Source organism: Pedobacter sp., assembly GCF_045627485.1.
GTDB lineage: Bacteria > Bacteroidota > Bacteroidia > Sphingobacteriales > Sphingobacteriaceae > Pedobacter.
The window spans coordinates 1-13,772 of sequence record NZ_JAZQNU010000074.1 but is presented as its reverse complement, the minus strand read 5'-3'; the positions used below and the strand labels follow the sequence as shown (position 1 = coordinate 13,772).

General features: G+C 39.1%; 11 protein-coding genes. 7 read left to right on the top strand and 4 right to left on the bottom strand.

What is annotated here, in order from left to right:
- The 5 genes from ACR2F3_RS05715 to ACR2F3_RS05695 all read left to right on the top strand — a co-directional run.
- The coding region (locus ACR2F3_RS05715) for a TonB-dependent receptor domain-containing protein (RefSeq protein ID WP_432709018.1) at window positions 1–1,965 on the top strand (1,965 nt) is incomplete at its 5' end.
- A gap of 118 nt (window positions 1,966–2,083) precedes the next feature.
- Window positions 2,084–4,549, top strand: a complete 2,466-nt coding sequence (locus ACR2F3_RS05710) for a glycoside hydrolase family 31 protein (RefSeq protein ID WP_432709017.1) — start codon at window positions 2,084–2,086, stop codon at window positions 4,547–4,549.
- Window positions 4,550–4,595: 46 nt separating this feature from the next.
- Window positions 4,596–6,533 carry a 1,4-alpha-glucan branching protein GlgB gene (glgB, locus tag ACR2F3_RS05705; RefSeq protein ID WP_432709016.1) on the top strand — a complete coding sequence of 646 codons (1,938 nt, stop codon included), beginning with the start codon at window positions 4,596–4,598 and terminating at the stop codon, window positions 6,531–6,533.
- A 27-nt stretch (window positions 6,534–6,560) separates the two neighbouring features.
- Window positions 6,561–7,040, top strand: a complete 480-nt coding sequence (locus ACR2F3_RS05700; protein ID WP_432709015.1) for a peroxiredoxin family protein — start codon at window positions 6,561–6,563, stop codon at window positions 7,038–7,040.
- 408 nt (window positions 7,041–7,448) lie between these two features.
- On the top strand, window positions 7,449–7,853 hold the full coding sequence (locus ACR2F3_RS05695) for a GreA/GreB family elongation factor (RefSeq protein ID WP_432709014.1): 405 nt from the start codon (window positions 7,449–7,451) through the stop codon (window positions 7,851–7,853).
- An 81-nt stretch (window positions 7,854–7,934) separates the two neighbouring features.
- On the opposite strand, the gene gap is transcribed toward ACR2F3_RS05695, so the two are convergent.
- The 3 genes from gap to pfkA are packed head-to-tail and all read right to left on the bottom strand — an operon-like array spanning window position 7,935 to window position 10,783.
- On the bottom strand, window positions 7,935–8,936 hold the full coding sequence (gene gap / locus ACR2F3_RS05690; RefSeq protein ID WP_432709013.1) for a type I glyceraldehyde-3-phosphate dehydrogenase: 1,002 nt from the start codon (window positions 8,934–8,936) through the stop codon (window positions 7,935–7,937).
- A 14-nt stretch (window positions 8,937–8,950) separates the two neighbouring features.
- Entirely contained in the window at window positions 8,951–9,793 is an 843-nt protein-coding gene (locus ACR2F3_RS05685) for a hypothetical protein (protein WP_432709012.1), read from the bottom strand.
- 3 nt (window positions 9,794–9,796) lie between these two features.
- The gene (gene pfkA, locus ACR2F3_RS05680) at window positions 9,797–10,783 is read right to left on the bottom strand and encodes a 6-phosphofructokinase (RefSeq protein ID WP_432709011.1); all 987 of its coding nucleotides are present in this window, start codon (window positions 10,781–10,783) and stop codon (window positions 9,797–9,799) included.
- Between the two features lie 102 nt (window positions 10,784–10,885).
- Here pfkA and ACR2F3_RS05675 point away from each other — a divergent pair, with 102 nt between their 5' ends.
- The gene (locus ACR2F3_RS05675; RefSeq protein WP_432709010.1) at window positions 10,886–11,587 is read left to right on the top strand and encodes an NUDIX hydrolase; all 702 of its coding nucleotides are present in this window, start codon (window positions 10,886–10,888) and stop codon (window positions 11,585–11,587) included.
- A 78-nt stretch (window positions 11,588–11,665) separates the two neighbouring features.
- Here the strand turns inward: ACR2F3_RS05675 and ACR2F3_RS05670 are convergent, their stop codons facing one another.
- Window positions 11,666–12,523, bottom strand: a complete 858-nt coding sequence (locus tag ACR2F3_RS05670) for an N-acetylglucosamine kinase (protein WP_432709009.1) — start codon at window positions 12,521–12,523, stop codon at window positions 11,666–11,668.
- Window positions 12,524–12,949: 426 nt separating this feature from the next.
- On the opposite strand from ACR2F3_RS05670, the gene ACR2F3_RS05665 reads away from it, so the two are divergent.
- On the top strand, window positions 12,950–13,772 hold an 823-nt coding region (locus ACR2F3_RS05665; protein ID WP_432709008.1), incomplete at its 3' end, for a threonine aldolase family protein.

Below are 13,772 nucleotides of genomic sequence, written 5' to 3'. Positions count from 1 at the left end.
ACAGATCCAAATTACGACGGTGTGAACGTTTATGGTGATGAGATTAGTCAGAATATGATTAATGTGAGCCAGAATGTAGCCTCTCAAACTATTGCTGGTATTCTGGCCGCTACGGGTGGAACAATAAATATTCGGGATGTTTTGGACAATGCCTTTAGGTTAGTGCCTGGCATACCTACTGCTGCACAACAGGCGGCATTTTTAGGTAATTTACCAGCAGCTTTACGTCCGACAGTACAAAATTACCTTCCATTTTATTTTGGCTTAAAAGCTAACCTTATACCCGATCAGTTTGTGTCAAGGACGGGATATGCCGAACGGGACCTGGTTGATTATGATACTAAATCATTAAAAACATCTACAACACTAAATTACCGGTTTTCTAATACCTTGGAAGCGATCGCACAGGTGAACTGGGGAACGGGAACATCTGTTTATACCGGAACAGACCGCTATTCGCTGCGTAACTTCAGTATCGGTCAATATAAACTGGAACTAAAGGGACAGGATTTCTTTGTGAGAGCATATACCACGCAGGAACGATCAGGAGAAGCTTATAACGCTACAATTTTGGGAACTTTTATCAATGAAGCCTGGAAGCCATCAACCACCTGGTTTCCACAATATATTGCCAATTACCTGGGCGCCCGCGTTGCGGGACAGCCTGATGAGGCCGCTCAGGTTTTTGCACGCTCACAAGCTGATATTGGAAGATTATTGCCAGGATCTGTCGGATTTGAAACCGCAAAAGAAGTGATTACCTCTAAACCTATTGGTCCCCAAAACGGCGCAAAATTTAACGACAAAACAAATCTATACCATTATGAAGGCATGTACAATTTCAGTAATGCCTTTAACAATGTTGTTGAATTCCAGATAGGTGGTTCCTATAGAAATTACTTTCTTCACTCAGACGGAACAATTTTCGATGATGCAACCCGCGACATTGTCATTGATGAATATGGTGCTTTCGCACAATTAGGGAAACGTATGTTTGCTGATAAGTTTAAACTAACGGTTGCAGGTCGCTACGATAAAAGTGAAAATTTTGAAGGACGCTTTACGCCAAGAGTAACTGGGGTACTTACTGTAGCACCCAACAATAACGTCAGGGTGTCGTACCAAACCGGATACCGGAATCCTACAACTCAAGATCAGTACATAGATTTAGCTGTAGGAGGCGGTTCTACCCGTTTAATTGGTGGTTTGCCAGAGTTGGTAGATAAATATGGGCTGTTAAGCAACAGGCCAGTTACAAGTGCGAGTTACCGTGCATTTTTAGCATCTGCCGCCGCAGGTACTCCCAATCCGGCTTTACTGGAAGTATATAACCTCAATCCTGGAGGCATTAAGCCAGAGAGTGTCCAGTCGTTCGAATTAGGCTATAAAGGATTGTTAGGTTCCAGGTTATTAATTGACACTTATGTCTATTATAGCATTTATAAGGACTTTATTGGTGGAGTTGATTTATATCAAAATCCCATACCTAATACCACGGCTAATCCACCAACTATAACCACCAAATACAGTGTACCCATTAATCTTGCTGACCAACTGAAATTATATGGCGCTGCGTTCGGTTTAGATTACCTGTTTGGTAAGTTTAATGCAAGTGGTAATATTTCCTGGAATAAAATTGGTGATCTGCCAGCAAGCTTTATCAATAGTTTTAATACACCAGAATTCAGGTATAACCTGGGGTTAGGTAGTAAAGAGATTATCCGGAACTTTGGCTTCAATATACAGTATCGCTGGCAGGAGAAGTTTATGTGGAATTCCACCTTCGCTAGTGGCGAAGTTCCTTCATATAGTACATTTGATGCCCAGGTTAACCTGAAAATTCCATCAGTTAATTCAGTTTTTAAGTTAGGTGGCAGCAACCTGCTTAATAAATATTATATCACTTCATTTGGAAATCCACAGGTGGGTGCCATTTACTATATTTCTTTAGCATTTAATCCTTAGAGTAAAAACATCAGTATATCATATTCACAGCGTGATTTTTGTCTATTATCTTCGTATCCTTTGCTATTTCTATTATATTTAACACATTAGCTGTTATTATTATTATCTATAAAATTTCATGGAAGAAGAAAACGAAAAAGACTTAATAGGACAGGATAACATTCAGGAAATAATAGAAGATACCATCCAGCATTTAAATAATCCGGTTAACATTCTAAAACCGATTGTAAAACGATATTTATCTGCAGTAACCAAAGTCAATAAGGAAGGGAATAAGTTTTATTTTTCTGACGGAGAGGCGCGAGTCGAAATTCGTGTGGTAAGCGATGAAATCTTTAGAGTAAGATTAGCGCCTAATGGTGTGTTTTTAGATGACTTTTCGTATGCGGTGCCGGTAGTGGACCAAAAAGTAAGCACTTTTAATCTTGCCGAACAAGAAGATAGTTATACCATCTCAACAAACACCATCACCTGCAATATCAGGAAGAAAGATTTTCTTATTTCTTTTATTGACAATAATTCACAAATGGTGATGAGCGAGGATGAATCGCCTATGCATTGGGAAGAGAATAAAGACTTTGGTGGATACCATGTGTTTGCAACAAAAAGGTGTATGCCCGATGAGAATTTCTTCGGTTTAGGTGATAAATCGGGTAATTTAAACTTGCGTGGAAGGCATTTCCAGAATTGGAATACTGATGCTTATTCTTTTGGCTGGGACCAGGATCCATTATACAGAACCATCCCATTTTATATGGGACTGCACAAGGAATCTTCATACGGAATTTTCTTCGACAATACTTTCCGGTCACATTTTGATTTTGGAAGAGAAGATCATAATAAAACAAGTTTCTGGTCTGATGGGGGCGAATTACAATACTATTATATCCATGGGCCCCACTTGATGGATGTTGTGAAACGTTATCAGAGTATTACCGGAACCCATCCGATGCCACCAAAGTGGGCTTTAGGCTATCACCAGTGTCGATGGAGTTATTATCCAGAAAGCAAGGTCAAAGAGATTGCTGAAGGTTTCCGGTCCAGAAAAATACCTTGCGATGCCATATACCTCGATATCGATTATATGGATGGTTACCGATGCTTTACCTGGAATAAAAAATACTTTCCAGATCCCAAAAAGATGATTCGTAATTTATCTGCCATTGGTTTTAAAACGGTGGTCATGATTGATCCTGGGATCAAGGTCGACGATAATTACTGGGTTTTCAAAGAAGGTAAAGAGAACAATTACTTCTGTCGTCGTAGCGATGATTATTATATGGAAGGACATGTGTGGCCCGGAAGATGTCAATTTCCTGATTTTACCAACCCTAAAGTTAGGGAATGGTGGGGAGGGCTGTATAAAGAACTGGTAGACATGGGCGTAGCAGGTGTTTGGAATGACATGAACGAACCCGCAGTGTTTGGTTCCGGTACGTTCCCAAATGATGTACGTCATCACTTTGACGGCCGACGCGGCTCGCACCGCAAAGCTCATAATGTGTATGGCATGCAAATGATGCGGTCAACATACGATGGTTTGAAAAAGCTGATGCGTAATAAACGACCTTTTACCATTACCCGTGCAGGATATGCCGGTATGCAACGTTATGGTAGTGTGTGGACAGGCGATAATGTAGCTACCTGGGAACATTTAAAAATGGGTAACATCCAATGCCAGCGTATGGCAATGTCGGGTGTTCCTTTTTGTGGAACAGATATTGGCGGTTTCAGTGGGGAGCCTGACGGTGAGTTATTTACACGCTGGATTCAGTTAGGCACTTTCTCTCCGTTTATGCGTGCGCACTCAGCAGGTGATACTGCTGCAAGGGAACCCTGGAGCTTTGATGAACCTTTCACCAGCATTAACCGCAAATTTATAGAATTGAGGTACCGGTTATTGCCTTATTTGTATTCTGTATTCTGGGAGCATCATCGGTATGGTTTCCCAATTTTACGGCCAATGGTGATGCTGGAACAACATGAACTTAAAAATCACTATCGGGAGGATGAGTTCTCATTTGGCGATAAGATTTTGGTTTGTCCAGTACTGGAACAAGGAGCTATTTCAAGAATGGTGTACCTGCCGTCTGGCTTGTGGTATAACTACTGGACCAACGAATTGTTGTCGGGGGGGGATGAATTACATATTGAGGCCTCTATTGAAACTATGCCTTTATTTATTAAAGCCGGTTCTGTCATTCCTGAATATCCGGTTATGCAGTATGTCGGTGAAAAGAATATACAAGAGGTGATGTTAAATATATATTATGCCGATTATGAAGTAAATTCATTTTTCTTTGAAGATCATGGGGATACCTATGCATTCGAACAAGGTATATACTCAGAGAAAAAATTCATTGTTAAAGGCGATGAAAACTCGGTATTAATTGAACAAAGTGTCGAAGGCATGTATACAAATACCTATGAGTGGTACCAACATAAAGTGATCGGAATTCCCTTTGATGTTGAAAAAGTAATCATAGATGAACGCGAAGCTGCTGAATTTCACTTTGATGAAATTGGTGTACTCCATTTTAGAACCAGCAGGAGCTTCAATGAAATTCGGATCTATGCCAGTTAATTAATCTATATTGTTATTTGTTAAACCCTTAACTTTTAAATCGCCCATGCCCAAAGAAGTTCTATTTGAAAAACAACATGCTGCTGTGTGGGTTCACACGTTATTTACCGAATTTGATACCTCCTTGTTTATCTCGGGAAAGCATTTCCGGTTATATGAAAAGCTGGGAGCCAAAATTATTGAGGTAAATAATACAAAAGGTGTATTTTTTGGTGTTTGGGCACCAAACGCCCAACAGGTTTCTGTTGTTGGCAATTTTAATGAATGGAATAAAAATACACATAAACTGTACAAGCGCCTAGATCAATCAGGTATATGGGAAGGATTTATACCGCACTTGAATAAAGGTGAACTTTATAAATATGCCATCAAAGGTTTTGATGGCAGTGCTATTGAAAAAGGTGATCCTTTCGCACGCAAGTGGGAACATCCACCGCAAACGGCCTCTATCGTATGGGATACAGCGTATGAATGGAAGGATAAGTCATGGCTTAAAAAAAGGCCTAAAGTAAATGCATTAAATCAACCAGTATCAGTCTATGAGTTGCATTTAGGCTCCTGGCAGCGTGATCCCAGTAATCCAGATAGAGTACTCACTTATAAGGAAATCGCTAATACTCTTGTCCCTTATGTCCTTGAAATGGGATTTACCCATGTAGAATTTATGCCTATCATGGAATATCCTTATTTCCCATCCTGGGGTTATCAGATTACAGGTTATTTCGCGGCCAGCTCCAGACACGGTACCCCTCAGGAATTAATGTACTTAATAGAGCAATTACACAAAAGTAATATTGGAGTAATTTTAGATTGGGTGCCGTCACATTTCCCAGGTGATGCACATGGACTGTACAAATTTGATGGAACGCATTTATTCGAACATGCTGATATGCGAAAAGGCTTTCATCCCGACTGGAAGTCTTATATCTTTAATTATGACAGGAATGAAGTACGTTCATTTCTAGTGAGTAATGCGCTATATTGGATTGATCAGTTCCACGCTGATGGTTTAAGGGTTGATGCGGTAGCCTCGATGTTGTACTTTGATTTTTCGCGAAAAAAGGAAGACGCGGGCACCAACGCTTTTGGCGGAAGAGAAAACCTGGGCGCCATAGAATTTCTTAAAGACCTCAATACGGCAATCCAGGAGAATTATGAAGGAGTGCTCACAATTGCCGAAGAAAGCAGTACCTACCCCGGAGTGACACATCCGGTGAAAGATGGTGGTCTTGGGTTTAGTATGAAATGGATGATGGGTTGGATGAACGACACCCTTAGGTATTTTAAACATGATCCGATTGACCGCAAATATTACCATCACCAACTTACTTTTAGCATCACCTACGCATTTACAGAGCATTTTATGATGCCTTTTTCGCATGATGAAGTTGTACATGGTAAATCTTCTATGATTTATAAAATGCCTGGTGATGAATGGCAAAAATTCGCAAACCTACGGGTGTTGTATACTTACCTCTTTACACAGCCAGGGAGCAAACTGCTTTTTATGGGTAATGAAATAGCACAGAACAGTGAGTGGAACTTTACGCGGTCACTCGACTGGGATTTATTGAAGTATCCACCACACCAAGGTTTGCAGATCACCGTAAAGGCTTTAAACCACTTATACCGTACAGAGCCTGCATTGTATGCAAATAATTATTCATACGAAAGTTTCGAATGGATTAATGCAGATGATGAACAGCATTCTGTCTACATTTATATCAGAAGAGGTTTGAAAGCAAAGGATACGTTGATTGTGGTATTAAATCTTACCCCCGTATACCGGGAAAATTACCGCGTTGGGCTTCCATTTAAAGCAAAATGGAAAGAAATTTTTAATACGGATGCCACCGAGTTTTTTGGCAGTGGAAAGGTAAAGGATCATGCCTATATTACAGAACATGTAGCCTGTCATTACCGTGAATATTCCATTAATATGGACCTGCCACCCCTTGGGGCTGTAGTATTAAAAACAACTTAAATTCAGGGTATTATTAAACGATAAATTATGAAAAGATTATTTTTAGGACTTATATGTTCTTTGTTTTATTTTACGGCCACCGCACAAGCTCCAGCCACGCTAATGCCAGGCTTTAAATTCTATACGCAAAATAATGCCGGTTTTACCAAAGCCGATATCCCATCCGGGCGCCAAAGCCTGATTGTATTTTTCGATGGAACTTGCGGCCATTGTCAATCAACCATGACACAGCTATCTAAGCGAAGTAAAGAATTGGCTCAGGTAAATATTTACCTGATCTCGCTCGATGAATTTCGCACAATGAACTACTTTGTTGATCGCTACGGTAAACCATTTTTGAGTATGAAAAATGTCAAATTGCTACATGATAAGGACCGTATCTTTATCCCTTTATTTAAACCCCTTAAATACCCTTCTATATATCTTTATTCGGCAGATAAGAGACTAAAAATATACTCATCTGATGAGCAGGATATTCCAAACATCCTAAGCTTGGTAAAAAAATAGACTTTGTTTATTTAGTTATATTATGTTATCTTTAAGAATCAAGTCACAGAACGGCTTGATTTTTTTATTAATGGAAAATTTAAGGAAATATTATTTAGCTAGTTTGTTTCGCTTTGCGTTTAAATCGCAACGTGCATACTTGTCGTATAATACTACGAATAAGAACCATTCGAGATTTGGATTTTCATTCCAAACAACCAGCAAGGACTTTCTAGTTTAAGCCCCATTCCATATCGCTCCAGGTTTGGGGCTTCAGAACATCATTTTCTTTTATTTAATCATTAAACAGGTAGAGGACTACTAGCTCCCGCATAGCGCTTTATTTAGGCTGGCATTTTTAGCAGTAAACTGTCCTTTACCCCCCATCCCAAAAACTCATTAATATTTAACTTAAATTATTTTTAAGACATGGAAAACACACAATTAATTATTCCACAAAAAGAGTATGATTTGCTCATGAATCATTTGAAACTCAGTAGTAAACTGTCTGATTTTAACAAAAAAAAATTGAATAATGAATTGAAAACCGCAAAGGTTGTTAAGAGAGATGACTTGCCCGATGACGTTATTGTTATTGATTCCCTTGTTACTATTCAAGATGTTAAGAGCGGGCAGGAGTTTTCTTTTCACCTAGTCACCCCTGAAGAAGCAAATATGAAAGCCCACAAGCTTTCAGTACTTGCGCCCATTGGTATAGCCTTATTAGGCTATTCGAGTGATGCTTTGGTAGATTGGGAAATGCCCGATGGCGTTAAACAATTTAAAGTAAAAAAGGTATCCAGGTGCCAGAATGATAACAAAGTTACCACCTAATGCGCCTTGGTAACAAAGAAAGGGATGTCGCATCCACGCACATCCCTTTTCTAACCAAATATAAACCTGTATGAACGGGTTTTACTTTAAGCTTGCATAATATTCTACGAATTTCACTAAAGCTGATGAATAGCCCCATTCGTTGTCATACCATGAAACCACTTTTACGAAGTTATCATTCAAAGCAATACCTGCTTCTGCATCAAATATCGATGCATGATCATCTCCGATGAAGTCAGAAGAAACTACCGCATCTTCCGTATATCCTAATACACCTTTCAAGTACCCTTCAGAGGCATCTTTCATGGCTTTTTTAATCTCTTCATAAGTTGCCGCTTTTTCTAAGCGAACTGTTAAATCAACAACAGAAACGTCAGCTACCGGAACACGGAACGACATACCTGTCAACTTACCTTTCAACTCAGGAATAACTTTCGTTACTGCTTTTGCAGCTCCTGTAGAAGAAGGGATAATGTTTGAGAAACCACCACGGCCACCTCTCCAGTCTTTTGCAGACGGGCCATCAACTGTTTTCTGCGTTGCAGTAACAGCGTGAACAGTACTCATTAAACCTTCAATTATTCCAAAATTGTCATGTAAAACTTTAGCAATTGGCGCTAAACAGTTAGTTGTACATGAAGCATTAGAAACAATTTTCTGATCTGCTGTCAATTTATCATGGTTTACACCCATTACATAAGTAGGGATGGAGTCATCTTTTGCCGGGGCTGAAAGAACAACTTTCTTAGCACCTGCAGTTAAATGTTTTCCAGCATCTGCTTCTGAAAGGAATAAACCTGTTGACTCAATAACAACTTCTACGCCAACTTCATCCCATTTAAGGTTTGCAGGGTCTCTTTCTGCTGTAATACGGATTGTTTTTCCATTAACTACTAAATGTCCGTTTTCAACTTCTACGGTACCATCGAAACGACCGTGAGTCGAGTCGTATTTTAACATATAAGCCATATAGTCTGGCTCAACAAGGTCGTTTATAGCAACAATATCTAAACCTTTTTTCAATGCAGCTCTAAAAACCAGTCTGCCGATACGGCCAAAGCCGTTTATTCCAATTTTGCTCATATTATTAATATATATTAATTTGAATAGTAATTAAGTAAATTATATATTGGTTCTTTAGTGATTGTTGTTATTTCGAAACCGTGTTTCTTTGCTATACTCCTTAGTCTATCTTGAAAATGTCCGGCCACAATACCTACAAAATGAATCTCTTTGCCCGGGTGTAATTTTATCGTCGGCAGAAGATAAAGTTGCGTATATAATTCAAACGCCTCATCAACCATCTTTTGTATAAAACTATGTGTTCTGTTTTCTATAAAGAAATCGAAGAACGAACTCAGGTATTGTTGTGCTAACGGTTTTTTATAGATTCTTTCCAGAATAGCGGGCCTGTCAAGGTTATACTTTGTTTCCAGCTCCGCGCGTAAATCAAGTGGGAGATTTTCTGTTAAAAAATAGGTTAATAATTTCTTGCCAAGGTAATTAGAGGATCCTTCATCGCCAAGAATAAAACCCATTCCATAGTTATTATCCTCCATTTGTTTGCCATCAAAATAAGCGCAATGAGCACCGCTGCCTAATATGCCCACAATTCCTTTGTCAGTATAACAGGCAGAAACAGCCGCACCATACAGGTCGTCTTTAACTATGATTTTACTGTTTTTGAAAAACAAAGAAAGCGTATTTGCCAGTTCGTCCTTTTTATCTTGTGTACTGGCTCCTGCAGCAAAAACATACATCTTTTTGATGCTCTCCGCATGGTTGATCAATACCGTCTTCTTATTTAGCATTTGCAAAATAGACTTCTGATCATTAAAATAGGGGTTAATGCCAGGCATACTGCATTCTGCGATGGTCTTCCCATCCTTTGCCAATTTCCAAAATGCAGTTTTAGAACCGCTGTATACAACCGCCATCATAATTTATATCGACAAAACTTTTGTCATTTCTAAAAGATCACTTTCTAATTTGAAGTTATGGTTACTCAAAGCATCCTCAATGGGCGTCGACTTAATTTCATTACCACGTAATCCCACCATCTGGCGTGTATTTCCTTTTAACAATTCATTTACGGCTGCAAAGCCTAAACGACTTCCTAAAATACGGTCAAAACTACTCGGACTGCCACCACGTTGCAGATGTCCAAGAATGGTAACCTTAGTGTCGTAATGATTAAAACGCTCTTTTACTTGTTTGGCAATATCATAAGCACCTCCAGCTTTGTGGCCTTCAGATACAATCACTATACTGGAAGATTTTTTTGTGCTTGCACCTAAAGTTAGCTGTGCAATCAACTCATCTGTACTGGTATATCGTTCTGGTAGTAATACAGCTTCGGCCCCACTAGCCACTGCACTTCTTAGGGCAATACAGCCAGAATCCCGGCCCATTACCTCAATAAAGAACAACCTGTCGTGTGAATCTGCGGTATCTCTGATTTTATCAATTGCTTCAATCACGGTGTTTATTGCCGTGTCGTAACCTAAAGTAAAATCTGAACCATATAGATCATTGTCTATGGTTCCTGGTATACCCATTACTTTGATATCATATTTATGGGAAAAATTGCGCGCGCCGGTAAAGGTACCGTCGCCACCAATTACAATTAATCCGTCAATATCTCTAGATTTTAAATTTTGAAAGGCTGTTTCCATACCTTCTTCTGTCTTGAATTCCAGACAGCGGGCTGTTTTTAAAATGGTACCACCTAAGTGTATAATATTACTCACAGAACGAGGACCCATTGGAATAATGTTGTCGTCAATTAGTCCTTGGTACCCTTGTTGTACGCCAAACATATTAATCCCATTGTAAATGCCGGTACGAACTACAGCTCTAATGCATGCATTCATTCCTGGGGCATCGCCTCCGGAAGTTAGTACTGCTATATTTTTTATATTTGGTTTCATGTTTATGTTACGAATATAGTGTGTATTACTTACACTAAGTAATTTATTTGTATTTTTTTTATGTAATATTGCAGTGATGCTACGTTTATCGCCTCAAATTTAATGTTTAACGATTTGGAAGAACATCTGCCACATTTTAACTCAACCTTTTCCATTGATTGTGTTGTTTTTGGTTTCGATGAAGGAGAATTAAAGATTCTGCTCATTGAAAGAAACGAAGAGCCATTCAAGGACTGGTATGCTTTGCCTGGAAATATTGTCGGCCCTGACGAAAGTCTTGATCAATCTGCAGCCCGCATTCTAAAAGAGCTCACCGGTTTGGGTGATATCTATATGGAGCAGTATTACACCTTTGGTGACGTAAACCGACATCCACAGGGTAGGGTAGTGAGTATCGCTTATTACGCTTTACTGCGTCTGGGTGGCGATAAGGCCTTGAAACCGCTAACCAGTTATGCTAAAAAAGCATTCTGGAAAAATGTTAACGACCTGCCAAAGCTTGCTTTTGATCACCAGCAGATATTTGAAAAAGGCCTGGAGAAAATCAAAAGGCGGATCAAACATCAGCCGATTGCTTTCGAATTATTACCTGAAAAATTCACACTTACTCAACTTCAAAATGTGTATGAGCTGATTCTTGGGAAAAAGCTTGATAAGCGGAATTTTAGAAAAAAGATGCTCAGTTTTGGCGTACTGAAAGAACTTGATGAGAAGCAAAAAGGAGTATCCTTTCGTGCCGCCATGTTATACAAGTTTGATAAAAGAAAATACGCCAAGTTATTTGGTAAAGAAATATCTTTTTAAACTTTCAATTGTTTTGAGTTATAAAAAAGCCGAAAACCTTTCGTTTTCGGCTTTTACTATTTCAGGCAATTATGCGGCTTATTTTCTTGATTTTTTAAGGTGATAATCAACAAGATCGTCTATAGGAGAGCGGATCAATTTACCAACCCCCATTTCATAACGATCGGCAACAATACTCAAAATGTCCCTGTAACTATAACCTACAGAGCCTACTACGTTTAGTGTGTAGTTTTTATAGTTTGGATAGTGAACCACCAGGTTGTCAAAAAATGCAGTGAACGCATATTCTATCGTGCTGAAAGTATAGTCTTCATACGTTTCTTTATAATCATATAAAAACTTACTAAAGCTTGCGCAAAAGCGGTTTGGTAATGGTTTATTATAAATATGGTCAAAAATATCTTCGTTGGTTAAGGCGAAGTTGTCATAAAAGCTTTCTCTAAGACCTTTAGGCATATAACCTTTCATGTAGTCACTAAGAATACGCTTTCCGATGTAACATCCGCTGCCTTCATCGCCAAGGAAATACCCCAGTGAATCGATGTTTAAGGTAATGTCTTTTCCGTCATACAAACAACTGTTGGTGCCAGTGCCTAGTATGGCTGCAAATCCTGGCTCGTCACCTAAAAGTGCCCGGCAGGATGCCAGTAAATCATGACCAATGTTGATTTCTGCATTAGGAAATACCTGTTGCATTGCATCTTCTACAATCTTTCTTTTGGAATCTGTTGAACAACCCGCTCCGTAATAATGAACTTCTAATAATTTGTCTGCTTCTATATGATCTGGAAGCGTCTTTTTTAGCGAGTTTACGATATAGTTGGTATCCGAAAAATATGGATTATATCCCTCTGTATTAAAATGAATTTTTCTACCGGCTTCATTAATTAAGCACCAATTGGTTTTGGTTGAACCACCATCTGCAATAACTATCATCTTAAATTGTTTTTTTCGGGATAAAAGTGAATAATGTTAACCCTTTTGAGTTGTTGTCTTTCATAAATATTTAATTTTTTAATTAAACTTAATCTGTTAGACACGTCGTATTGGCGTCTGGAATAAAATTATTTTTAGAGTCAATTTCAACCCGTTTAGGGTTATTGTTAATTAAACACTAAGCCTAAATTACATTTGTTATTTTAAAATCCAAATTTTGCAGATTTATTTATAAGGTGAGCAAGGTCCGAATAATGGCTATACCAATGCGGTTTTTAGTTTTTAATGCCCTACGACGCCTTTTTAGGGGGCTTTTACTTCAAAAAAGGTAAGTGTGTACTCACTTTTTATTTTTTGTAATAATTTAGTCGACCTTTCCTTATTGCTTATAAAAAAGGTAATATTTGTATTGATAACCTCATCTTTATGATAACAAAAATAGACTTAAGAAGTGATACCGTAACCACGCCCACCCCCGGAATGCTCGATGCCATGATGAGTGCAAAAGTTGGCGACGATGTTTTCGGTGAAGACGAGACCGTTCATGCCCTGGAAACAAAACTTGCGCATATGTTAAATATGGAAGCCGGTTTATTTTGCCCTTCCGGCACCATGACCAACCAACTTGCCATTAAATGTTTCACACAACCTATGGATGAGGTCATTTGCGATCAAACTGCACATGTTTACCGCTATGAGGGTGGGGGAATTGCCTATCATTCACTAGCCTCCGTAAGGTTGCTAAATGGTCATCGCGGTATACTAACACCCGAAATGATTGAAGGAGAAATTAATGAAGATAACATTCATTATCCACATAGTAGTTTAGTAGTTCTTGAAAACACCGTAAATAAAGGTGGCGGGGCCTGTTATACACTCGATCAGATTGAACCTATTCATACCCTCTGTAACATTAAAGGGCTGAAGTTACATTTGGATGGAGCCAGGTTATTTAATGCATTGGTGGCAACGGGCGATGAGGCAAAACATTATGGCCAGTACTTCGATGGGATTTCAATCTGTTTATCGAAAGGATTAGGTGCCCCGGTTGGGTCTGTTTTACTCGGTTCAAATGAAACCATCCATAAAGCCAGGAAGCTGAGAAAAGTATTTGGCGGTGGTATGAGACAGGCCGGATTTCTCGCTGCGGCAGGTATCTATGCGCTGGATCACCACATAGATCGCCTGGTGAAAGATCACCAGCACGCCATAGCCCTGGCCGATGCCCTAAGTAATGCATCATATGTAA